This window comes from Labrys okinawensis, from assembly GCF_002982075.1.
Classification (GTDB): Bacteria; Pseudomonadota; Alphaproteobacteria; order Rhizobiales; family Labraceae; genus Labrys; species Labrys okinawensis_A.
The window spans coordinates 701,816-723,686 of the sequence record NZ_PUEJ01000003.1; the positions used below are offsets into that span (position 1 = coordinate 701,816).

Consider the following 21,871-nt stretch of genomic DNA (forward strand, 5'->3'; position numbering starts at 1 on the left):
ATGATGCTCGACGCCGCCTCTGTCGAAGCCTTGATGCGCAGTTTCCTGCTCGGCACCGGGCGGCAGCCCGTGCCGATTGCCAAGGCTTTTGACGGCCTTCTCGCCGCCGGGGCCGAGAAGGCCGAACTGCAAGCGCTCGCCCTGCTGGGGCAGCATCGGCGCTTTCTCAGGCGTTGGGCACGGCGGGTGGAAATCAGAGCGCCGGCGTTCGAGGATGGCAGAGCACTGCCGCCGCCGGCTGCCCGCTCGCTCATGGTCTCGCTCCTGTCGGGCAAGAATGGCAGCGTCGACGACACCCTCGCTTATGCCGTCGCCGATGCGCTCGACCGTCGCAAGATGAAGATTCACCCCTTCGATCTGCCGCGTCTCGACGCTTTTGTGCGCCTCCATGCCGATAGCCTCGGTACCAGTGCCCTGGCCTGGGTCGCCAGGAATGCGGCTTCCGAGGAGGGGAACGAGGACAATCCCTATTCTTTCGTTGAAAAAATCGATGTCTCGAATTGGCAGCAGGGTTGGCCGAGCCAGAAGGCAGGCTTCATCCGCGAGCAACGGCGCATCGACGCCGGAAAGGCCCGGGACCTGGTCATGGCCGCCTTTGCCTCCGAACGCGCCCCCGTGCGTGCCAGCCTGGTGAAAGCCCTGGCGGTCGGCCTGTCGGCGGAGGATGCGCCATTTCTGGAATCGCTTGCCACCGACAGGGCTCCCAGCGTGCGGGAGGCGGCGGAAGTTCTGCTTGGCCGGCTGCCGGGTTCAGCCGCATCCGCCAGGAAACTGCAGGACTGCATTAGCCGCATCAAGGTCCAGAAGACGGGCCTTCTGCGCCGGGGCCGCGCCTTGTCGCTCGATTATCCAGCGACGATCCGCCCATATCAGCAGTTGCAATGGGCGTTTCAAACCTTTGCCGGTATTGGCCTCGGCCAGTTGGCGGAAGGGCTCGGCATGTCCGTCGAGGAGGTTACCAAGGGGGCGAACGATGCCGTCCTCGGTCTCGTCCTCGCCGCGCAGGCGGTGCGGGAGAGCCGCTGGCCCCTGCTCGCCGGCCTGAGCGAAGGGCGCAGCGATCTGTGGCCGATCCTCGACCAGGTGGAGGATGCCGATCTCGGTGAGGGGGCGGTGCCGGCCTTGCAGGCCGCCCTGATCCGGCCGGCCTTGTGGAGCGAATTGCCGGCGGCCGCGCAGTGGACGAAACTTTATACGGTGTTGCGCGCCCCTCTCAGCCCCGCAACGTTCAAATCGATCATGATGTCGAAGGCCTGGCGGGCGCTTCCCGCCGGGACGGACGACAGTCCCGCTGCTCCGACCGCCGCGATCCTTTCGGCAATGGCCGCCCTTGCTCCCGCCTCCGAACGAGGCGATCTGCGGGCCGCGTTGCGCTCGTTCGGCCCGGCGCTGACCAGCCGCGCCAACCAGGGCTTGAACCTTCTCGATTTGATCGATTCCGCTTGATTGCAGGGAGAATTCGCCGATGTCCGATATGTTGCGCCGCTCGGCCGAGGAGATCTTCGCCGAGGAACTGGCCGCTCTTGCCAAGGGGGACGATCGCGCCAGGCCGGCCAATTGGAAGATGTCCCCGCAAGCCGTCGTGACCTATCTGCTCGGCGGGAGCGCCGCGGACGGCACGCCGATCCAGCCCAAATATGTCGGCAATCGCCGGCTGATCGAAACAGCCGTTGCCACATTGGCTACCGACCGGGCTCTGCTGCTGCTCGGTGTGCCCGGTACAGCCAAATCCTGGGTATCCGAACATCTTGCCGCAGCGATCTCCGGCTCGTCGAAACGCCTGATCCAGTGCACTGCCGGCACGGACGAGAACCAGATCCGCTATGGCTGGAATTATGCCCAGCTCCTGGCCAAAGGGCCATCCCGGGACGCACTGGTGCCGACTCCGCTGATGCGCGCCATGGAGGAGGGTACCATCGTGCGGCTCGAGGAACTCACCCGCATGGGTTCCGATGTCCAGGACACGTTGATCACCGTGCTGTCCGAGAAGACCCTGCCGATCCCGGAACTCGACACGGCCGTCGATGCGCAGCGCGGCTTCAACGTCATCGCGACCGCCAATAATCGCGACAAGGGCGTCAACGAATTGTCATCCGCCCTCAAGCGGCGCTTCAACGTGGTGGTGCTGCCTTTGCCGGCTTCGCTCGACGAGGAAGCCGGAATCGTGGTCAAGCGCGTGCGCGACATCGGAACCAGCCTCGCACTGCCGCCGATTGCGCCGGCCGACAAGGAAATCGCTCGTATCGTCACGCTCTTCCGCGAATTGCGCGACGGCCAGACTCTGAACGGCAAGATGAAACTGAAGACGGTGACCGGCTCTCTGTCGACGGCGGAAGCGATTTCGGTGGGAGTCAGCGCCTGGGCCGAAGCCGGTCATTTCGGCAATGGAACCATCGACGCCAACGCCATGGCCGCCAACATCGTCGGCGCCGTGGTGAAGGACCCGGTGCAGGATACCGTCGCGCTGCAGGAATATCTCGAAAATGTCGTGCGCACGCGGGAAGGCTGGTCGGATCTCTACGTCGCCATCCGCGACGTGCTCTAACTTATTGTTTTGACGCGTTTTCTCGATCGGAAAGTCCATCGATTCTTCTGAAAAACGCTGCGGAGGCCCGGCCATGGACGAGCGCGTCCATCTCTTCGGTATTCGCCATCACGGCCCGGGTTCGGCCGCCAGCCTGCTCATGGCGCTCGACGCCTTGCAGCCTGCCATCGTGCTGATCGAAGGGCCGCCGGAGGCAGATGGTCTCATTGTCTACGCCGGCCTCGCCGGCATGAAACCACCCGTGGCCCTGCTTGCCTATGCGGCCGAGGATCCGGCCCAGTCGAGCTTCTTTCCCTTCGCCTCCTTCTCGCCGGAATGGCAGACCATGCGCTGGGCTGCGCGGCATGATCGCCCGGTGCATTTCATCGACCTGCCGATCGGCGCTTCCCTGGCCGCGCGCATGCAGCCGGAGCCGCCGGAAGAAGCAGCCGATGAGGGAGCGGCAGCAATCGAGGAAAGCCTGTTTCAGGGCGACCCGCTCGACCGCCTGGCAGAGATTTCGGGCCATGCCGATGGCGAGGCCTTCTGGAATGCGCTGGTCGAAAGCCGTGGGGCGGCCAGTGAGGTCTTCGCCGTCATCGCGGATGCCATGACGGAGCTGCGCGCCAGCTTTCCCGAGGATCCGGCGCGCTCGCCGGCGGCTTTGCGCGAAGCCCGGCGCGAAGCTCACATGCGCCTTCGTATCCGTGACGCTCTCAAGGAGACCACAGGCCCCGTCGCGGTGGTCTGTGGCGCCTGGCATGTGCCGGCCTTGGCCCGTAAGGTCGCGATCGCCGACGACAAGGCTCTGCTGAAGGATCTGCCGAAAGCGAAGGTCGAGGTCACCTGGATCCCCTGGACGGAGACCCGTCTTGCCGCTGCCTCGGGTTATGGCGCCGGCGTGTCTTCGCCGGGATGGTATGCCCATCTGTGGCGGCTTTATGAGGACCGGGCAGACAGCATGCAGCCGGATGTGTTCGCCTCCACCTGGCAGACACGCGTGGCCACACTGTTGCGCGAGGAGGGACATAGCGCTTCAACCGCCTCGGTGATCGAGGCGTCGCGCCTTGCCACGGGGCTTGCGGCGATGCGCGATCTCGCCGCGCCCGGCCTTGCGGAAATGCGCGACGCCACGCTGGCGGCGCTTTGCCACGGCGACGAAACACCCTTCCGTGTCGTCGAAAGGCGCCTGATCATCGGCGAGGCCGTCGGTGAACTCGACGAGGACGTGCCGCAAATGCCGCTCGCCGCAGATCTCGCTCTCTGGCAGAAACGGCTTCGACTGAAACCCGAGGCGGTGGCGCAGGAGGTGTCACTCGATCTGCGCAGCGAAGCCGGTCTCGCCAAGTCGACCCTGCTGCATCGCCTCGATCTTATCGGCGTCGGCTGGGGACGGCTGAGCGGCAGTGGCGGCGGGCGCGGCACCTTCCGCGAAATCTGGGTGCTGGCCTGGACCCCTGAACTGTCGGTGAAGCTTGCCGAGGCGTTGATCCACGGCGTGACCATCGAGCAGGCGACCAGCGGGGCGGCCGTAGCGCGAGCCTCGGCTACGAAGGATGTCAGGGTGCTGGCCGATCTGGTGCGGCTCTGCCTGATGTCGGATCTGCCTCAGGCGGCCGAGCAGTGCATCGGCTTGTTGCAGGCGGCGGCGGTGGACGCGGCCGATGTGGTCAGCCTGATGCAGGCTGTGCCACCCCTGGTCTCCGTGCTGCGCTACGGTACGGCCCGCAAGATGCCGACCGAGGCGCTTGCTTCGCTTGCGAAGGCGATGGCCGTCGAGGTCAATGCCGGCCTGGGCCTGGCAGCCGCCAATCTCGATGACGACGCGGCGGCGGCCATGCGCAAGGCGATGGTGGAGTTCGACGATGCCCTCAATCTTCTGGACGATACCCATCTCAGCCGGGAATGGCTGCAGCGCCTGCGTGATCTCGGTGACGATGCGTCCGTCACGCCGCTCATCGCCGGGCTCGGCCTGAGGCGGCTTTATGATCGCTCCGCTCTGGGAGAAGACGAGGCCGCGACCGGCTTCGCGCGAGCGTTGTCGCCGGGCAACGCGCCCAAGGCGGCGGGGCAATGGCTGGAGGGCTTTCTCGGCAACAGCGCCGAGGTCATCCTGCAGGATCCGGCCTTGTTCGCGCTGGTGGACGATTGGCTCACTCAGCAAGAATCGACGGATTTCACCGAGGTGCTGCCGATGCTGCGCCGGGCCTTTTCGGGGTTCGGCGTCAGCGAGCGCCGGCGCTTGATGGCGGAGGTGGCGAGGGCAACTTCGGGACGGCATATAGCGCCGAAACGGTCGGGGGACGATCTTTCCGCCCCGGGCTTTGCTGCCGCCCTGCCGCTGCTCACCTCAATTCTGGGACTCGACACCCATGTCCGATGAGAGGGACGACGACATCGAGGGAGAAGCGGCCGGTGCCGTAGGTTCCCCTGGTGAACGGCGCCGGCGCTGGCGCCTGGCTTTGGGCGGGGACGACGATGCCGATCTGTCGCCCGACGATGTCCGCATGGATCGCGCGCTTTCGGCCCTCTATGGCCGTGAGGAGGGCGGCAAGGGCGCGCCCGGCCGGCGCGGGGGACTGGGCGGTTCGGCCCCGCGGGTGGCGCGCTGGCTCGGCGATATCCGCGAGTTCTTTCCCACCTCCGTGGTGCAGGTGATCCAGCGCGATGCCTTCGAGCGCCTCAATCTCAAGGCGATGATGCTGGAGCCGGAATTTCTCGCCACGCTCGAGGCGGATGTCCATCTGGTCGCCGATCTCATCAGCTTGCGCTCGGCCATGCCGGACAAGACCAGGGACACTGCCCGCATGGTGGTGAAGAAGGTGGTCGATGAGTTGATGAAGCGCCTCGCCCATGCCACGGCCGAGACCATCCGCGGCGCCGTCAGGCGCGGCAAGCGGACGAGCCGGCCGCGCTACAACGATATCGACTGGCCGCGCACCATCACGGCCAATCTGCGTCATTGGCAGGAACAGTACAGGACCGTGGTGCCCGAACGGCTGGTGGGCCATGCCCGGCAGACAAGGACGAAGGCCGAACTCGATCAGGTCATCCTTTGCGTGGACCAGTCGGGCTCGATGGCGACGTCCGTCGTCTACTCCTCGATCTTCGCGGCGGTGATGGCTTCGCTGCCGGTGATCGAGACCAAGCTCGTCTGTTTCGATACCCAGATCATCGATCTGTCGGAGGACCTCGCCGACCCCGTCGAGGTGCTGTTCGGCGTGCAACTCGGCGGGGGTACGGACATCAACGCGGCGCTGGCCTATTGCCAGGGCCTCGTCTCCCAGCCGGCCAAGACCCATCTCGTCCTGATTACCGATCTCTATGAAGGGGGCAATGCCGCAGAGATGCTCGGGCGGGCGGCGGCGCTGGTGGCCAGCGGCGTCAATCTCGTCGTTCTGCTCGCCTTGTCCGACGATGGACGTCCGGGCTTCGATGCCAATCATGCCCAGAAATTCGCGGCGCTCGGCTGCCCGGTCTTCGCATGCACGCCCGATCAGTTCCCGGACATGATGGCGCATGCGCTCAAGCGCTCCGACCTGCAGGAATGGGCAGCCGGGCGGGACATCGCCACGGTTCGAGCCTGAGCGGGCGGCTCGGTCGCATCGGCGCATCTCCAGCGTGCCTTGTCTGGGAACGGCCGGCCTCCGCAAAACGGACTTTCCCTTGCTCCGGGAAAGCGCTAACACGGGAATCGTCTCATGGGGTGCCCGCAAGGGCTGAGAAGACGGTGGCCGCAAGCTGCCTCTAACCCATCGAACCTGATCCGGGTCGTGCCGGCGGAGGGATGAGCTTCGAAGCGTCCGGCTTCACCTCGATGTTCTTCGCCGCCGTCGTCCGTATCGAACCGTTTTCGACATGGAGGACGCTATGCTGAGGAAACTGCTCGCCGCTCTCGCACTGGCCACCGTCGCCACCACGGCCTCGGCGCAGGACAAGCCGGTGCTTACCGTCTACACCTATGAGAGCTTCTCCGGCGAATATGGTCCCGGAAAGCCGCTGCAGACTGCCTTCGAGGCCAAGTGCAGCTGCAGGCTGACCTATGTCACCGCCGATGACGGCGGCGCTCTCTTCGCCAAGCTGAAACTCGAAGGGGCCTCGACCAAGGCCGACGTCGTCGTCGGGCTCGATGACAACCTGATGGGTGAGGCGGAAAAGTCCGGGCTGTTCGCGCCGCATGGCGTGGCAGCCGAGAAGCTCTCCTTGCCCGAGCCTTGGACCAACAAGACCTTCATTCCCTATGACTGGGGCTATTTCGCCTTCGTCTATGACAGCGACAAGCTCAAGACCCCGCCGGCCAGCCTGAAGGACCTTGTCGACGACAAGAACGGCCCCAAGCTGGTGATCGAGGATCCGCGCACCTCGACGCCCGGCCTCGGCCTGCTCGCCTGGATCAAGGCCGTCTACGGCGACAAGGCCCCCGATGCCTGGAAATCGCTGAAGCCCCGCATCGTCACGGTCACCTCGGGCTGGTCGGAAGCCTATGGCCTCTTCCTGAAGGGGGAGGCCGACATGGTGCTCTCCTATTCGACCTCGCCCGCCTATCACATCGGCGCCGAGAAGAAGACCAACTACAAGGCCGCGATGTTCCCCGAGGGGCACCAGACCCAGGTCGAGGTCGCCGGGTTGATCGCGAGTTCCAAGCAGCAGGAACTCGGACGCCAGTTCCTCGCCTTCCTGCTGTCCGACGAGGCCCAGGCCGTCCTGCCCGAGACCAACTGGATGTATCCGGCGAGGACGCCGGCCGCCGGCCTGCCGGAAAGCTTCAAGGGCGTTGCCGTTCCAGCCAAGGCCCTGATGGCCGATCCGGCCAAGCTCGCCGAGAACCGCAAGGCCTGGATCGACGAGTGGCTGGCCGCCTTGGCGAAGTGAGGATGGATGTGAAAAGGCGTTTGCTGCCTCGTCCTCGATGCCCGGCCTGATTCTCCTCGGCGGCCTTGCCGCGCTCGTGCTTGCCGCGCTCGCCAGTCTGTTCCTCTCGGCTGGCGGCGATGCCTGGCAGGGCAATGTCGGCTATCTCGTCGCGATCGCCGGTTTCACCGTCTATCAGGCGCTGCTCTCCACCTTGCTCTCGCTTTCGTTCGGGGCGCTGGTCGCCCTGGCGCTGGCGCGTCGGCAATTTCCGGGGCGCCGGCTGCTGCTGGCCCTGTTCGGGGTCGCGGCCGCGCTGCCCTCGATCGTCGCCGTGTTCGCCTTTGCCGGCATCTATGGCCGGGCCGGCATTGCCAATGCCGTGCTGGGCGCCATCGGCCTGCCGGCCATCTCGCTCTACGGGCTCGCCGGCATCCTGCTGGTGCACGTCTTCTTCAATGGCGCCTTTGCGAGCCGGGTATTCCTCGCGGCGCTGGAAGCCGTGCCGGGAGAGCATTGGCGGCTGGCGGCCTCGCTCGGCCTGCCGCCTGCCGCCATCTTTCGCCGCATCGACTGGCCGGTGCTGAAGCGGGACCTGCCGGCGCTGGCGCTCCTGATCTTCATCGCCTGCGCCACGTCCTTCGCCATTCCCCTCACGCTCGGAGGCGGCCCCGGCAGTGCCACGTTCGAGGTGGCGATCTACCAGGCCATCCATTCGGATGCCGACTTTGCCAGGGCCGCGGTGCTGGCCTTGCTGCAGATCGCCGCGATGGCGCTGCTGGTGACGCTTGCCGCGCCGCTGCTGGTGCGGCAGCCGGAAGCGGCGAGCGTCGGACGCAGACTGGAACGGCCCGATGGGGAGGCTGGCTGGCTGCGGGTGGCCGATGCACTGGTCATCGGCCTGGCCCTGCTTCTGCTGCTGCCTCCCTTGCTGGCCGTCATCCATGCCGGCCGCTCGTTGCTGGCCGGGGTCGACCCGCAGGTGCCCAGGGCTCTTGCGACCAGCCTGGTGGTGGCATTGGCGGCCGCCTTGCTGTCGCTGGCGGCTGCCCTCCTGCTGTCGCGCTCGCGCCTGTCGTTGGCAGGGCAGGGCTGGCCGCGGCTAGCCCGGCTGATGGCTGCAGCGCCCCTGCTCACGCTGGCCGCTCCGCCACTCGCCTTCGCCGCCGGTCTTTACGTGATCGCCCGGGCCTTGGGGATAACCGATTTCGTCGCCATGCCCGCCCTCATCCTGGTCAACGCGATGATGGCGCTGCCTTTCGTGCACCGGCTCGTCGATCCGCCCATGGCGCTGGCGCAGGAACGCTATGGCCGGCTTGCCGACAATCTCGGCCTGACTGGCTGGGCGCGGCTGCGTCTGGTCGAATGGCCCTTGCTGGCCCCCTCGGCGACGGCGGGTTTCGCCCTCGCCATGGCGCTTTCGCTCGGCGATCTCGGCGTGGTGGCCCTGTTCGGCTCGCAGAGCCTGGTGACACTGCCGGCCTTGCTCTATGCCAAGCTCGGCTCCTATCGTGTCGCCGAGGCGGACGGCATCGCCGCGCTGCTCGCCGGGCTGGTGCTGGTCCTGTTCCTGCTGGCTGGGCGGTTAGGAGGCCGGCATGCTCATCGTGGATGATCTCACCGTCACCATCGACGATTGGACGGGGCGTTACGACCTCACCGTTCCCCGCGGTGCGCTGGCAGCCATGGTCGGCCCCTCCGGCGGGGGCAAGTCCACCTTGCTGCACGCCATTGCCGGTTTCGAAAAACCGGCAAGCGGCAGGCTCAGCTTCGGGGGTGTCGATCTCCTGCCGCTGAAGCCGGCCGACAGGCCGGTGGCCATCGTCTTCCAGGACCATAATCTCCTACCCAATCTCACGGCCCTCCAGAATGCAGGTCTCGCCCTGTCGCCCTCCCTGCGGCTTTCGGCGGCCGATCGTCAGGCGATCTCGGCGATGCTCGACCATGTCGGTCTGGCGGGCATGGAATTACGCCTGCCGTCCGAGCTCTCCGGCGGCCAGCGACAGCGGGTCGCCCTGGCGCGTGCCATGCTGACCACGCGCCCGCTGCTGCTGCTCGACGAGCCGCTGACCGGCCTCGACCCCAGCATGCGCGCCGACATGATCGATCTCGTCGACAGGCTTCGTCGGGAGAAGAACCTCACCGTGCTGATGACGACCCATACGCCCGAGGATGTCGAGGGCAGGGCCGATCAGGTCGTCACGGTTGCAGATGGACGGGTGGTCGCCTGACAAGGCTTGAAACTCGGGGTAAGAGTCATCGAGCCCCTCGCCGTGGCGTCTTCCCTGGGAGCGCGGACGTCCTCGTCCGCATCTGAGAACGTCGCGACTGTGAGGGAGGAAGAGTGGACGAGGACGTCTGCGCTCCCACGACATTGGAAGGAATTGCCCGGATGGACGCCAGTGAACTCGCCCGATTGATCGCCCAGGGGCGGGGCACCGAACCGGCGGATCTGGTGATCAAGAATGTGCGCCTGCTCGACCTCGTCAGCGGCGATCTCACCGAGACCGATATCGCCATCGGCGGCGATCGCATCGTCGGAACCTATGCCAGTTATCGCGGCCGGCGGGAGATCGAGGGGCGCGGGCTCGTGGCCGTGCCCGGCTTCATCGACACGCATCTGCATGTCGAATCCTCGCTGGTCACGCCTCCTGAATTCGATCGCTGCGTGCTCCGGCATGGCGTGACCACGGCCATCTGCGACCCGCATGAAATATCCAATGTCGTGGGCGCCGATGGCATCCGCTATTTTCTGGAGGCGGCCGGCGAGACGGCGCTTGATCTGCGCGTCCAGCTCTCGAGCTGCGTGCCCTCGACCCATCTGGAGACTGCCGGTGCGCGGCTCGAGGCGCCGGATCTCGAGCCCTTCAAGAACCACCCCCGCGTGATCGGCCTCGCCGAGTTCATGAATTTCCCGGGCGTGATCAATGCCGATCCCGCCTGCCTTGCCAAGCTCCTGCCGTTCCAGGACGGCCATATCGACGGCCATGCCCCGCTTCTCGTCGGTACGGATCTGAATGCCTATCTCACGGCCCGCATCCGTACCGACCACGAAACGACGACGGCCAGGGAAGGCCGGGAGAAACTCGCCAAGGGCATGACGCTGCTGATCCGCGAGGGCTCGGTCTCCAAGGATCTGCATGCCCTTGCCGAACTGATCACGGTGAGGAACTCGCCCTATCTCGCCTTCTGTACGGACGATCGCAATCCCCTCGACATTGCCGAGGAGGGCCATCTCGATTTCATGATCCGCACCGCCATCGCCCTCGGCGCCGAGCCGCTGGCAGCGTATCGCACTGCGACGCTGTCGGCGGCCATGGCTTTCGGCCTCAGGGATCGCGGCGTGATCGCGCCCGGCAAGCGGGCCGATATCGTGCTCATCGAAGATCTCGATCATTGCGCCGTGCGCCAGGTGATCAGTGCCGGCCGGGTGGTGGAGGACGGCTTGTTCGAGGGGCGGACCCGCATTGCGCCGGTGGGGCTCGGCTCGATGAAGGCTCCTCGCGTTTCGGCCGCCGATTTCCGGGTGACGGCAGGCGGGCCGACCGGACCCATCATGGGCGTGGTGCCCGGCAAGATCATCACCGAGCATCTGCGGTTGAGCCTTCCCTATGAGAATGGCCGCCGAAATATCGACCTCGACCAGGACGTGGTGAAGGTCGCGGTGGTCGAGCGGCACGGCGTCAACGGCAATATCGGGCGCGGCTTCGTCAAGGGGTTCGGGTTGAAGCGGGGGGCGATCGCTTCCTCGGTCGGCCACGATTCGCACAATATCTGCGTCGTCGGTGCCGACGATGCCGACATGGCCCTGGCGGTCAACCGGCTCGGCGAGATCGGCGGTGGTTTCGTGGTGGCACGCGAGGGCGCCATTCTGGCCGAACTGGCGTTGCCGGTGGCGGGATTGATGAGCCTGCTGACTTTCGAGGACGTGCGTGATCGCCTGATTCCGTTGCGCGCGGCCGCCAAATCGCTTGGCGTCACCCTGGCCGAACCTTTCCTGCAGGTCGCCTTCCTGCCCTTGCCGGTGATTCCCCATCTCAAGATCACCGACATGGGGATGGTCGATGTCGATCGTTTCGAGTTGATTTCCGCTTGAGTTGTGCTCTTGACAGTGCTGTATAGTATTCTATCCCAATCACCTATGCAGAGTTCCGGGCCTCGATTTCCAGCCAAAACATTTTGGGATTTGAATGAAAAACTTTACATATCAAAGTTAAGTCGAGTCAAAAACTACAATAAAAGTGCTTTTTAGCCAAAACGCACTTTGTTCCAGAGCGCCCGCGATGAAACTCCTGGTCGTCTATTGCCATCCATGTTCGGAGAGCTTCGGCGCTTCGATCCGGGATACCGCTTTGCGCGCCCTCGATAAAGCAGGGCATGAGGTCCGCCTGCTCGATCTTTATGCGCAAGGTTTCAATCCGGTGATGAGCGCGGAGGAGAGGCGTGGCTACCACGAGCCTGGCAGCAACGAGGCACCCGTGGCGGAGCATCTGGCCGAGCTTCGCTGGTGCGAAGGCCTCATCTTCATCCATCCGACCTGGTGGTACGGGCCGCCCGCCATGCTCAAGGGCTGGCTCGAGCGGGTCTGGGTACCGCATGCCACCTTCACCATGCCGGAGAACGGCAAGGCAATCGGTCCGGTGCTGACGCAGATCCGCCTGCTCGGCGTCATCTCCACATTGGGATCGCCCTGGTGGTGGTGGACCTTGTTCATGAAGGCACCCGGACGCAACATCCTCCTGCGTGGCCTGAAGAGCCTGTGCGCGCCACGCTGCCGCACGATGTGGCTGGCATTGCACCGCCTCGACGAAACCACCGAAAAGCAGCGCCGCCATTTTCTTGCGAAGGTCGAGAAGAAGCTGGCATCGCTTAAGAATTGAGAGGCGCCGGGGGTCAATATACCGGAATTCCGGGATGATATTTGACCAATTCGAAACGCGAGGTCAGCTGACGCCGATGCGACTCGACCGACGGAATTGCCGGCGAGCTCTGCCGGGAGGTCCGCAAAGACCGAGTTTTGCCAAGATTGTGCAAGATGAAGGGTTATTCTTGCCCTTCGGACTTGACTTAGGCGGCAGCCTATTGTCTCAACGCGCCGTCTCAAACGGGGTTCTTGCATGAGTATCGCCTTCACGTTTCCCGGCCAGGGAAGCCAAAGCGTGGGTATGGGCAAGGCGCTTGCCGATGCCTTTCCCGTGGCCCGCGCCGTCTTCGACGAGATCGACGCTGCGCTTGGCCAGAAGCTGACGGCCGTGATCTGGGACGGTCCGGAGAACGACCTCACGCTCACCGAGAACGCCCAGCCGGCCCTGATGGCCGTCTCGCTGGCAGCCTTCCGCGTGCTGCAGGACGAGGCAGGCCTCGACCTCAAGAAACATGCCAGCTTCGTCGCCGGCCATTCGCTCGGCGAATATTCGGCCCTGGCCGCCTCCGGGGCGCTGACGATCGCCGATACGGCTCGCCTGCTGCGCATTCGCGGACGGGCGATGCAGGCCGCCACGCCGGTGGGCACTGGTGCGATGGCCGCGCTCCTCGGTCTCGACTATGAGCAGGCGGCTGCCGTTGCCGCCGAGGCGGCGCAGGGCGAGGTCTGCCAGGCCGCCAACGACAATGCGCCCGGCCAGGTCGTCATTTCCGGCGCCAAGGCTGCGGTCGAACGCGCGGTGGAGATCGCCAAGGGCAAGGGCGCCAAGCGCGCCATCCTCCTGCCGGTTTCGGCTCCCTTCCATTGCGCCCTGATGCAGCCGGCTGCCGATGCCATGGCCGAGGCACTCGAAAAGGTCGCCATTGCGGCCCCCGCCGTGCCCCTGATTGCCAATGTCCTCGCCCAGCCGATCTCGGATTCTTCCGAAATCCGCCGCCGTCTGGTCGAGCAGGTGACGGGAACCGTTCGCTGGCGGGAAAGCGTCGAATATCTTGCCGGGGCAGGCGTCACCAAGCTGGTGGAAGTCGGCTCCGGAAAGGTTCTGAGCGGGTTGGTCCGGCGCATCGCCTCCGGCGTGGAAGCGGTGAGCATCGGCACACCGGACGATGTGGCGGCATTCGCACCGACTTTGCGATGAAAGGGCCCACGGCCGTCAGCCTTGGGGCGGGTGGTCATTTCGGGTGAAGATAAACAATAAAGGGTGCGCCCGCAGCGGCCGGCAGCACTCGATTGGGGATGACGATGTTCGACCTTACCGGCAAGATAGCCCTGGTGACCGGCGCCACGGGCGGAATCGGAGCGGCCATTGCCGCAGCCCTGCATCGCCAGGGGGCCACGGTGGCGCTTTCCGGCACGCGCAAGGCGGTGCTGGAGGAACTGGCGGCCAAGCTCGGTGACCGCGCCCATGTCTTCGCCTGCGACCTGACCGACAAGGAGCAGCTCGGCGCGCTGGTCCCGAATGTCGAGGCGGCCCTCGGCCAGCTTGACATCCTGGTCAACAATGCCGGCTTCACCCGTGACAACCTGATGCTGCGCATGAAGGACGAGGACTGGGACAGCGTCATCGCCGTCAACCTCTCGGCTGCCTTCCATCTGTCCCGCGCCGCGGTGAAGGGCATGCTGAAGCGCCGGACTGGCCGCATCATCAACATCGCTTCCCTGTCCGGTGTCATCGGCAATCCCGGCCAGACCAACTATGCCGCCTCCAAGGCCGGCCTGGTCGGCATGTCCAAGTCGCTGGCGCACGAGGTGGCGAGCCGGGGAATCACCGTCAATTGCATCGCGCCGGGCTTCATCGATACGGCGATGACGGATGCCCTCAACGAGAAGCAAATGGAACCGATCCTTGCCGCGATCCCGGTGCATCGGCTCGGTCATGTCGACGAGATTGCGGCAGCAGCCGTTTACCTTGCCTCCGCCGAGGCTGCCTATACCACCGGGCAAACTCTGAACATTAACGGCGGAATGGCAATGATTTGAACGAGTTAGAAGCAGATTCCACAGTGATTTTCACTGGTGGGATGCCCGCTGGCAATGGCATTTGAAGTGTGTTAATCACCGCCGAGGGACATTGCGTTGGCCCCTATGAATGTGATTGTCCGGGATAACTGGAGGCCGGTCGAAGGATTGGCCCCGGCTCAAGGAACTATCAAAACACCGACCGTCTAACGGCGGCGGAAGTAAATGCCGGCAGGCAGTCTTGGTTTATCAAAGGAACGAAAAATGAGCGATATCGCAGACCGCGTGAAGAAGATCGTGGTTGAACACCTCGGCGTCGATCCGGACAAGGTCACCGAGAATGCGAGCTTCATCGACGATCTGGGCGCTGACTCGCTCGACACGGTTGAGCTGGTCATGGCTTTCGAAGAAGAGTTCAACTGCGAAATCCCCGATGATGCCGCAGAGACGATTCTGACCGTCGGCGATGCCGTCAAGTTCCTGACCAAGGCTACGGCCTGAGACGATCGGGGAGCGAACGCTCCCCGATATCCATCCATCGACCGGCCGGGGGACGAGATTGCATCATTGCCGGGCACCCTGGAGTGACAGCAGGCATAGCGGCTGCCAGTTCAGCGTAAGGGCAATGCGTTCGAAGCATTGGACGGGATGGCCCGTAGGCCGTTCGTATTCCGTGCGCGCCTTGCGCCAGGCAATTTTTGCGATCAAACGGGTTTGAGTAGCCGGGGAGGGCGATTCCCCGGCCTTTGGAGGTTCTATGAGGCGCGTTGTCGTAACTGGTCTCGGCATGGTCAACCCGATGGGTGGCGACGTCGAAACATCGTGGTCCAATCTCCTTGCGGGCAAGAGCGGCATCGTCAAGATCGACCGTTTCGAGACGCAGGATCTCAAGGCCCGGATTGCCGGTCTCATTCCACACGGCGATGGCAGCAACGGCACCTACAATCCCGATCAGTGGATGGAGCCCAAGGAGCAGCGCAAGGTCGACGACTTCATCGTCTTCGCCATGGCTGCGGCCACCCAGGCCCTCGATGACGCCGACTGGCATCCGGTCTCGCAGAAGGATCAGGAAGAAACCGGCGTCCTGATCGGTTCGGGCATCGGCGGTCTGCAGGGCATCGAGGACGCCGCGATCACGCTTCGCGATCGTGGCCCCGGCCGGATCTCACCCTTCTTCATTCCCGGCCGCCTGATCAACCTGGCGGGTGGCCAGGTTTCCATTCGCCATGGCCTGAAGGGGCCGAACCATGCGGTGGTCACGGCCTGCTCGACCGGTGCCCACGCCATCGGCGATGCCGCTCGCCTGATCGCGCTCGGCGATGCCGAGGTGATGGTGGCCGGCGGTACCGAATCCCCGGTCTGCCGCCTCGCCCTGGCGGGCTTTGCCGCTTGCCGCGCGCTGTCGACCGCCTTCAACGACGAACCTGCGCGCGCCTCGCGCCCCTATGACCGCGACCGCGACGGTTTCGTCATGGGCGAGGGCGCCGGTTGCGTGGTGCTGGAAGAGTATGAGCACGCCAAGGCGCGTGGTGCCAAGATCTATGCCGAGGTCATCGGCTATGGGCTTTCGGGCGATGCCTATCACATCACTGCGCCATCCGAGGACGGTGACGGCGCCTTCCGCAGCATGCAGATGGCGGTCAAGCGGGCAGGCATCTCCGTCGGCGAGATCGACTACATCAACGCCCACGGTACCTCGACCATGGCCGATACGATTGAGCTCGGCGCCGTTCAGCGCCTGCTCGGCAATGCATCCGCCACGGCCTCGATGTCGTCGACCAAATCGGCGACCGGTCACCTGCTCGGTGCCGCCGGCGCGATCGAAGCGATCTTCTCGATCCTGGCTCTTCGCGACCAGATCGTGCCGCCCACCATCAATCTGGAGAATCCCGAGGTGGAGACCCCGATCGATCTGGTGCCGTTGCAGGCGCGCAAGCGCGAGGTGAATGTCGTGCTCTCCAATTCCTTCGGGTTCGGCGGCACCAATGCTTCCCTGATCCTGCGCAAGGCCGACTGATCGTCGCCAAGAGTGCCGCAGGTATTGGGCAACCGGCCGGCATTCTGCCATATTCGCAGGGCATGCCCGCTGGAGCAGACGTGATACGGCCTCCGGTTCAAAGCGATCGGGGGCCGCCTTATTGTTCGTATTTTGATGCATTTTCGCCGAAACATACTGGTATTTGTGCGGCAAAGCGCGTTCTGGCAAAAACAGTCTTTTGCTCTAACTCTTTGTTTCGACGCGTCTTTGCGAGTTTTGGCGATTCTGTCGAAACACACGGCGCCACGGGCATGGCACAACAGGGCGCGCCGGTTGCCAGGCTCTGCGGCCGCGGCGTCAAACCGGGCAAATATGTAGGCGTACGAGGTTTTTATGGTCGATGATCGGGACGATTCGGGACTAGCGAACGAACGCTCGCGCTCCTTCGGGAAAGGTGCTGCCGGCTCGCGCGGATCCCGCAACATGATCCAGCCCGATGCCGTCGCCAAGCCGCCGACACGTTCGAGCGCGGTGCGCAATCCCTTCGTGGTGGCGGGCAACGCCGTCTTCGTCCTGCTGATGCTGATCGCCATCGGCGGTTATTTCGGTCTGCGCCAGTTCACTTCGCCCGGGCCCCTGACGGAAGCCAAGACGGTTTATGTGCCCAAGGGCAGTGGCCGCGACGAGATCGCCGATTCCCTCGAGCGGCAGGGCGTCATCGACAGTGCCACCATCTTCACCACCGGCGCGTTGATGCTTGGACATAGCAATCTCAAGGCGGGCGAATATGCCTTCAAGCCCGGCGCCTCGATGTATGACGTCATGAACATCCTGGTGGACGGTAAGGTAATCCAGCATTCGATCACCATACCCGAGGGCCTCACCAGCCAGATGATCATCGACCGGCTGAACCAGGACGATCTGCTTACGGGCGATGCTCCGCCGGTGCCCCCCGAAGGGGCGCTGTTGCCCGACACCTACAAATATGAGCGCGGCACCACCCGTTCGGCCATGGTCCGCAAGATGCAGGAAGAGCAGAAGGCCCTGGTCGATCAGATCTGGAAGCAGCGCGCCCCTAATCTTCCGCTGAAGAGCCCGGCGGAAATGGTGACGCTCGCCTCGATCGTGGAGAAGGAGACGGGCCAGGCGGATGAGCGTCCCCATGTCGCCAGCGTCTTCATCAACAGGCTGCAGAAAAACATGCGCCTGCAATCCGATCCCACCGTGATCTATGGCATGGTCGGAGGCAAGGGAAAGCTCGACAGGGCTTTGACCAGCGCCGATCTCTCGCAGCCGACGCGCTTCAACACCTACACCATCACCGGCCTGCCGCCATCCCCCATTGCCAATCCCGGCAAGGCCGCGATGCAGGCCGTGGCCACTCCATTGGCGACCAAGGACCTCTATTTCGTCGCCGACGGTACGGGCGGGCACGCCTTCGCCTCGACCCTGGACGAGCACAACAAGAATGTCGCCAAATGGCGGCAGTTCCAGCAGCAGGGCGGCAATGCCGCAGCCGCGCCGTCCCAGCCTGCTCCGGCTCCAGTACCGGACGACGCAGCCCCGGCGCCGGCACCAGCCCCGGCCGAGGCTCCTGCAGCCAAGCCGCCGGCCAAGCCTTGTAAGAAGGGCAGCAAGGCCTGCAAGCAGCAGACCGAGGCGGAGGCGCCACCGCCTGCGGCCGCGCCATCGGCGCCGCCGGCAGCCGATATCCCGCTGCCTGCCCCGCCGGCCGCTTCGGCAACGCCGAACCCTTCTGCGCCTCCGCCTGCGGAGACGCTCGCCGCCCCCAATGACCCGGCCCAGGCTGCAAAGCCCAAGAAGGGGGGCTTTGACGATCCTGTCGCCAATACCGACCATGATCCGCTGCTGGACAAGACCTTCGATCTGAACTCGCCGCAGTCCGTGCAGTAGACGGGCTGCGAGCGAGCCGCTTGAGCGCAGGGCCTCGGGGCTCTATCCTCCATCTGGCTCTATTCGAAGCGTGGTGGCGCATCGGGAGCGAGCGCTCAGTTCCGATTGCCGGTGAAAACCATCCGGTCGGGTGCTGAAATCACCGTATGGAACATTGGAAGATGTCCGTTGTCAGCATGACCGGCTTTGCCCGGGTGGAAGGACAGACCGGCGCGAACCGCTGGGCCTGGGAAATCAAGACCGTCAATGGCAAGAGCCTCGATGTCCGCTTCAGGTTGCCCCCGGGCTTCGACGCGCTTGAGGCGTCGGCACGCGCCGCTTTGGGTGCGGCCTTTGCGCGTGGTTCGTGCCAGATCGGCCTGTCGCTGAAACGCGAGGCCGTGGCGCCGGTGGTCCGCATCAACCAGGCGGTGCTCGATGCCATCGTCTCGGCGATGGCCGAGGCCTCGCAGAAGGTGGATGCTGCGGCTCCGCGCCTCGATGGCCTCTTTGCCATCAAGGGCGTGCTGGAGGTCGAAGAACAGGAGGAAGACGAGGCGGGGCGTGCGGCGCTGCAGGAGATTCTGCTGGAAGGCTTCGCCAAGGCCCTTGCCCAATGCGCCGAGATGAGGCGGCGGGAAGGGCAGGCGCTCGCCCGCGTCCTGCTCGGCCGCATCGACGAAATCGAGACCCTCACCCGCGAGGCGGACGCCAATCCGGCACGTCAGCCCGCCGCCGTGCGCGATCGCCTTGCCGCCCAGATTGCCGCCCTGCTCGACGCCTCGTCGTCGCTCGATCCCGACAGGCTGCACCAGGAGGCGATCCTGATGGCAGCCAAGGCCGACATACGCGAGGAGCTCGACCGGCTGCACGCGCATATTGCCGCGGCCCGCGATCTCCTGGCCAAGGGCGGCCCGGTGGGACGGCGGCTCGATTTCCTCGCCCAAGAATTCAACCGGGAAGTCAACACCCTTTGCTCCAAGGCGAATGATGTCAGCTTGACCGCGACCGGCCTTTCTCTCAAAGCAGTGGTCGAGCAATTCCGCGAACAGGTTCAGAATATCGAATGAGTAGCACTGCGTCCGTTCCCCAGCGCCGGGGCCTCCTGCTGATCGTTTCCTCGCCCTCCGGTGCCGGCAAGACCACGCTGACGCGCCTTCTTCTGGCCGAGGACAAATCGATGCATCTGTCGATCTCGGTCACCACCCGTCCGCGCCGGGGCAGCGAGATCGACGGGGTCCATTACCGTTTCATCGACGCCGGCACCTTCGAGACCATGCGCGAAAGGGGCGAATTGCTGGAATCGGCCAAGGTGCATGGCAATTACTACGGCACGCCGGCGGGGCCGGTGGAAGAGGCTCTGGCTGCCGGCCGCGATGTCCTGTTCGATATCGACTGGCAGGGCACCATGCAGATCTACAACAAGATGAGGCCGGACATCGTCTCCGTCTTCGTCCTGCCGCCGTCTGTGGCCGAGCTCAAGGCGCGGCTCGAGAGGCGGGCCGAGGATAGCGCGGAGATCATCCTGCAGCGCCTGCAGAATGCGCGCGTCGAGATCAGCCACTGGACGAAATATGACTATGTGCTGGTCAACACCGACCTGCAGACTACCTATGCCAAGCTCAAGGAAATCCTCGACGTCGAACGCATGAAGCGGCAGGACAAGTCTCAGGTCGGCCAATTGGTCGATACCTTGAAAGCCGATCTCGATGCGCTGACGCGCGGGCGCTGACGCAGGTTCTATTTCAGGGCGTTCGCCAGCGCGACGAAAGCGGCGACCGGGACCTCCTCGGCGCGCATCTCCGGGCGTAGGCCCGCATCGGCGAGCGCGGCCGTCAGGTCGCCGCCAAGCCCCTTGAGGCTCTGGCGCAGCATCTTGCGCCTCTGGCCGAAGGCCGCCTGCGTGATCCGTTCCAGAGCGGCCGGGGTACAGGGCAGGGGCGCCGGCCGCGGGCGCAGATGCACCACCGAGGAGGTAACCTTGGGAGGCGGCACGAAGGCGCTTGGCGGCACGTCGAAGACGATCTCGGCTTCCGTCCGCCATCCGGCCAGGACGCCGAGACGGCCATAGGCCTCCTCCGCTTCAGTGGCCACGATGCGCTCGGCAACCTCCTTCTGAAACATCAGCGTCATCGACTGGAACCAGGGTGGCCAGGGCTCGGTCTTCAGCCAGCCGATCAACAGAGGGGTCGCCACATTGTAAGGCAGGTTGGCGGTGATGCGGACGGGCCCTTCCAGTCCGGCGATCAAGGCTGGCCAATCGGCTTCGAGGGCGTCGCCGGCATGCACCGTCAGGCGGCCGGGATAATGAGCCGCGATTTCGGCAAGGGCCGCCAGACAGCGCTCGTCGCGCTCCACGGCGACGACATGCCGGGCGCCGCAAGCCAGGAGTGCCCGTGTGAGGCCGCCCGGGCCGGGACCGACCTCCACCACATTTATGCCTTCCAGCGAGCCCCCGGCCCGCGCGATCTTGGCGGTGAGATTGAGATCGAGCAGGAAATTCTGGCCAAGGGATTTCTTGGCCATCAGCTCATGCTGGCGGATGACCTCGCGCAGCGGGGGAAGAGTGTCGATCTGCGCCATGACAGGCCTTGAAGCGTTCGCGATTTGACGCCGTTGCCCAGTATAACAAAGGCACATCAAAACAAGGAGTTAGAGCAAAGTGTCGTCGATGGAAGCGCGCTTTGCCCTAGCGGGACATTCTGTCGGCCAGCGACAGGCTGGCGAGAAAACTGGATGGATTGGCTTTGCCCGTGCCTGCCAGGTCGAAGGCCGTGCCGTGATCGGGCGATGTGCGCACGAAAGGCAGGCCCAGGGTCACGTTGACGGCCTCGTCGAAGGCCAGGGCCTTGGCCGGTGCCAGGGCCTGGTCGTGATACATGCACAGGGCCGCGTCATAGGTCTGGCGCGCCCGGGCATGAAACATCGTATCGGCGGGCAGGGGACCCCGGGCATCGATGCCCTGCGCCCTGAGCCTGGCGATGGCGGGTGCGACGACGGCGCTGTCCTCGCTGCCCAACGCGCCGTTTTCGCCGGCATGGGGGTTGAGGCCCGCAACCGCGAGCCGCGGCGCAGCGATGTTGAAACGGGCCTTGAGGTCCCGCGCCGTGATCAGGCCGGTCTCGTAGATCAGGTCCTCGGTAAGGGCGGCGGGTACCCTGGACAAGGGGATGTGAATGGTGACCGGGACCACCGCGACCGTTTCGGACCAGATCATCATCACGGGCCTGAACGGCGTCTCCCGATCTTGCCCGCCGGTGGCAAGACCCTGCGCGGCGTCGTCCTGCCAATGACGGCAGGCAAGTTCGCCGAGGAACTCGGTGTGGCCGGGATGGCGGAAGCCGGCGCGATAGAGCACTTCCTTCATGATCGGGGGTGTTACCACGGCACGGGCATGTCCACGCCGTACGGACAGCACGGCGCGTTCGATCGACTCGATGACCGCGGCGGCGCCGGCGACATCGGGCCTGCCCGGCCGATCCGGGGCGGCATTGGCCAGAGGAACGACAGGAAGGCCGCGCGTGAAGGCTGCCAGCGTGCCGGCTTCGTCAGTCTCGACGATGGTCAAATCCAGGCCGATGCGCCGAGCGCGTGCCGACAGCAGGCCGGCGTCGCCATAGACGAAGAAGGGCGCGGCCTCGTGGCGGGCCGAGGCTGCCATCACGATCAGCTCCGGGCCGATGCCCGCCGGTTCCCCCATGGTCAAGGCAATCGGCAGGGAGGGGTGTTCGGTCGGCATGAT

General features: G+C 65.0%; 18 protein-coding genes and 1 riboswitch. Of the genes, 16 read left to right on the plus strand and 2 right to left on the minus strand.

Annotated elements, in window-relative coordinates; genetic code table 11:
- The 16 genes from C5L14_RS10235 (at position 1) to gmk (ending at position 19,861) form a co-directional block, all read left to right on the plus strand.
- Positions 1 to 1,446 (plus strand): DUF5691 domain-containing protein, encoded by a 1,446-nt coding sequence (locus tag C5L14_RS10235; RefSeq protein WP_105861907.1) that lies wholly within the window; start codon positions 1 to 3, stop codon positions 1,444 to 1,446.
- A 19-nt stretch (positions 1,447 to 1,465) separates the two neighbouring features.
- Positions 1,466 to 2,545 (plus strand): ATP-binding protein, encoded by a 1,080-nt coding sequence (locus tag C5L14_RS10240; protein WP_105861908.1) that lies wholly within the window; start codon positions 1,466 to 1,468, stop codon positions 2,543 to 2,545.
- Positions 2,546 to 2,618: 73 nt separating this feature from the next.
- Positions 2,619 to 4,907, plus strand: coding sequence for a DUF5682 family protein (locus C5L14_RS10245; RefSeq protein WP_105861909.1), 2,289 nt, complete (start codon positions 2,619 to 2,621; stop codon positions 4,905 to 4,907).
- The gene (locus C5L14_RS10250; protein ID WP_105861910.1) at positions 4,897 to 6,111 is read left to right on the plus strand and encodes a VWA domain-containing protein; all 1,215 of its coding nucleotides are present in this window, start codon (positions 4,897 to 4,899) and stop codon (positions 6,109 to 6,111) included. Before C5L14_RS10245 ends, C5L14_RS10250 begins: the two co-directional genes overlap by 11 nt.
- 105 nt (positions 6,112 to 6,216) lie before the next feature.
- Positions 6,217 to 6,329: riboswitch (TPP riboswitch) on the plus strand.
- A 53-nt stretch (positions 6,330 to 6,382) separates the two neighbouring features.
- Positions 6,383 to 7,396 (plus strand): thiamine ABC transporter substrate binding subunit, encoded by a 1,014-nt coding sequence (gene thiB / locus C5L14_RS10255; protein ID WP_210203218.1) that lies wholly within the window; start codon positions 6,383 to 6,385, stop codon positions 7,394 to 7,396.
- A 37-nt stretch (positions 7,397 to 7,433) separates the two neighbouring features.
- Entirely contained in the window at positions 7,434 to 8,990 is a 1,557-nt protein-coding gene (locus tag C5L14_RS10260; RefSeq protein ID WP_105861912.1) for an ABC transporter permease subunit, read from the plus strand.
- Entirely contained in the window at positions 8,974 to 9,606 is a 633-nt protein-coding gene (locus tag C5L14_RS10265; RefSeq protein WP_105861913.1) for an ATP-binding cassette domain-containing protein, read from the plus strand. The genes C5L14_RS10260 and C5L14_RS10265 overlap by 17 nt, the downstream gene beginning before the upstream one ends.
- Positions 9,607 to 9,767: 161 nt before the next feature.
- Positions 9,768 to 11,471 (plus strand): adenine deaminase, encoded by a 1,704-nt coding sequence (gene ade, locus C5L14_RS10270; RefSeq protein WP_105861914.1) that lies wholly within the window; start codon positions 9,768 to 9,770, stop codon positions 11,469 to 11,471.
- Positions 11,472 to 11,658: 187 nt separating this feature from the next.
- Positions 11,659 to 12,255, plus strand: coding sequence for an NAD(P)H-dependent oxidoreductase (locus C5L14_RS10275; RefSeq protein WP_105861915.1), 597 nt, complete (start codon positions 11,659 to 11,661; stop codon positions 12,253 to 12,255).
- Positions 12,256 to 12,492: 237 nt separating this feature from the next.
- The gene (gene fabD / locus C5L14_RS10280; RefSeq protein ID WP_105861916.1) at positions 12,493 to 13,437 is read left to right on the plus strand and encodes an ACP S-malonyltransferase; all 945 of its coding nucleotides are present in this window, start codon (positions 12,493 to 12,495) and stop codon (positions 13,435 to 13,437) included.
- Between the two features lie 104 nt (positions 13,438 to 13,541).
- Positions 13,542 to 14,279, plus strand: a complete 738-nt coding sequence (gene fabG / locus C5L14_RS10285) for a 3-oxoacyl-[acyl-carrier-protein] reductase (protein WP_105861996.1) — start codon at positions 13,542 to 13,544, stop codon at positions 14,277 to 14,279.
- Between the two features lie 243 nt (positions 14,280 to 14,522).
- A complete protein-coding gene (locus C5L14_RS10290; RefSeq protein ID WP_068287214.1) occupies positions 14,523 to 14,759 on the plus strand; it encodes an acyl carrier protein in 237 nt (78 codons plus the stop codon).
- A 256-nt stretch (positions 14,760 to 15,015) separates the two neighbouring features.
- A complete protein-coding gene (gene fabF / locus C5L14_RS10295; protein WP_105861917.1) occupies positions 15,016 to 16,275 on the plus strand; it encodes a beta-ketoacyl-ACP synthase II in 1,260 nt (419 codons plus the stop codon).
- 444 nt (positions 16,276 to 16,719) lie between these two features.
- A complete protein-coding gene (mltG, locus tag C5L14_RS10300) occupies positions 16,720 to 18,150 on the plus strand; it encodes an endolytic transglycosylase MltG (protein ID WP_105861997.1) in 1,431 nt (476 codons plus the stop codon).
- A gap of 161 nt (positions 18,151 to 18,311) precedes the next feature.
- Positions 18,312 to 19,199 carry a YicC/YloC family endoribonuclease gene (locus C5L14_RS10305; RefSeq protein WP_105861998.1) on the plus strand — a complete coding sequence of 296 codons (888 nt, stop codon included), beginning with the start codon at positions 18,312 to 18,314 and terminating at the stop codon, positions 19,197 to 19,199.
- Entirely contained in the window at positions 19,196 to 19,861 is a 666-nt protein-coding gene (gene gmk, locus C5L14_RS10310; protein WP_105861918.1) for a guanylate kinase, read from the plus strand. The genes C5L14_RS10305 and gmk overlap by 4 nt, the downstream gene beginning before the upstream one ends.
- A gap of 8 nt (positions 19,862 to 19,869) precedes the next feature.
- On the opposite strand, the gene rsmA is transcribed toward gmk, so the two are convergent.
- Together rsmA and pdxA are read right to left on the minus strand one after the other, a co-directional pair.
- Positions 19,870 to 20,712 (minus strand): 16S rRNA (adenine(1518)-N(6)/adenine(1519)-N(6))-dimethyltransferase RsmA, encoded by an 843-nt coding sequence (rsmA, locus tag C5L14_RS10315; RefSeq protein WP_105861919.1) that lies wholly within the window; start codon positions 20,710 to 20,712, stop codon positions 19,870 to 19,872.
- Positions 20,713 to 20,818: 106 nt separating this feature from the next.
- Positions 20,819 to 21,868, minus strand: coding sequence for a 4-hydroxythreonine-4-phosphate dehydrogenase PdxA (gene pdxA / locus C5L14_RS10320; RefSeq protein ID WP_105861920.1), 1,050 nt, complete (start codon positions 21,866 to 21,868; stop codon positions 20,819 to 20,821).
- Between the last annotated feature and the right edge of the window lie 3 nt (positions 21,869 to 21,871).